Source organism: Bacillus sp. F9_6S_D1_P_5, assembly GCF_054823925.1.
The window spans coordinates 1-1649 of the sequence record NZ_JBTREW010000054.1; the positions used below are offsets into that span (position 1 = coordinate 1).

Annotated in this window: 1 protein-coding gene; it reads left to right on the forward strand. The window is 35.3% G+C overall.

Going from position 1 to position 1649, the window contains the following annotated elements; all coding sequences use genetic code 11:
- The first annotated feature begins 92 nt into the window (after positions 1 to 92).
- Positions 93 to 1523 (forward strand): IS4 family transposase, encoded by a 1431-nt coding sequence (locus tag ACUXEY_RS28065; protein WP_001056973.1) that lies wholly within the window; start codon positions 93 to 95, stop codon positions 1521 to 1523.
- Positions 1524 to 1649: the final 126 nt, after the last annotated feature.

Consider the following 1649-nt stretch of genomic DNA (forward strand, 5'->3'; position numbering starts at 1 on the left):
CACATCCATCAACTTAAGGATTTAGACTATTTTTGAAGTTAAAAGCACGTTACTATTTTCTTATGTTAATGAGAAAGGGTGACGTGTTTTTTATGAATATGAATCAAAAACAAGAATTATCTTTATTCGCTGAAGAGTTATATCGATATATGTCTCCCGCTACACTTAATCAATTAGCCATAGAAGCAGGCGGAATGAAACGAAAACGTAAGTGCCACGGGCACCATTTCTTATCTTTGTGTGTATGGCTAAATCAACAAGTCGCTACTACCTCTCTTACTCAACTATGTAGTCAATTAGAAACTTCAACAGGAGTTTTATTAAGTCCGGAAGGACTTAATCGGCGATTTAACTCTGCTTCTGTAGCCTTCTTTCGAACTGTATTTACTACACTTCTACAAGCTAAAATTGGAGGCGTATCTAAGATTTCTCATTCTCTTTCTTCCTACTTTGAGCGCATTCGCATCCTTGATTCTACAACCTTTCAGGTTCCAGATCGATTCGCATCTACCTATCCTGGTGCCGGAGGATGTAGTCATAAAGCTGGTGTGAAAATTCAACTAGAGTATGACTTGTTGAGTGGGGAATTTTCTGATGTGAAAATTGAACCAGGAAAACGAAGTGATCAGGCGTATGGTGCGACTCGAACAGGCATGATACAAAAGAATGAGCTGTATATTCGTGACTTAGGATATTTTCGTCTACAAGACTTTAAGTCTATTCAAGACAAGCAGGGGTATTATTTATCTCGTCTTAAGTTACCAACTAAAATATATAGAAAAGAGTTCGAAACAGTGGTATTTAAAACAAAACCCTCTCAATTGAAACCAGTATATATACAAATTCATTTGGAAGACATTATGAAACAACTACAACCTGGCCAAGTGTATGAATTACACGATGTATATGTAGGGAGTAAGGACAAATTGCCTACTCGTATTGTAGTTTATAGGTGTACCGAGGAGCAAAAACAGAAACGCCTACGTGACCGAGCTATTCGTGAAAAGAAAAAAGGAATTACATATACAGAGCGTACAAAGCTTTTACAAGGTATTACGGTATATATGACAAACATTCCTACGGAATGGGTACCAAAAGAGAAAATCTATGATTTATATTCATTACGTTGGCAAATTGAGCTGTTATTTAAAATATGGAAATCTTGGTTTCAAATTCATCGTTGTAAATCTATTAAACAAGAGCGATTAGAATGTCATCTTTATGGGCAACTCATTAGTATTCTATTATGTTCTTCTACTATGTTTAAAATGCGAGAACTCCTATTACGTAAGAAACAGAAAGAGCTAAGTGAATATAAAGCGATGTACATAATTAAGGATTATTTTTCACTTTTTTACCAAGCATTACACAAAAACACCCAAGAATTATCAAAGGTTCTCCTTCGTCTGTTTAACCTCCTACAGCACAACGGACGAAAATCTCATCGATACGAGAAAAAGACAGTCTTTGATATTTTGGGTGTTGTCTATGAGTATACCACTTCTACTCATCAGGTAGCATAGTAAAAAATTGAAACCCGTCAGGGTTTATTTGATATGCCTGCTTTTATAAAATCTACAAAAGATAATAAAAAACTATATGGAAAGACCGCATTTTGTTTGAAAATATACCTTAAGTTGATGGATGTG

Coding starts and splice junctions, on each gene's coding strand:
- ACUXEY_RS28065 (WP_001056973.1), top strand. CDS start 93: ATGAATATGAATCAAAAACAAGAATTATCTTTATTCGCTGAAGAGTTA.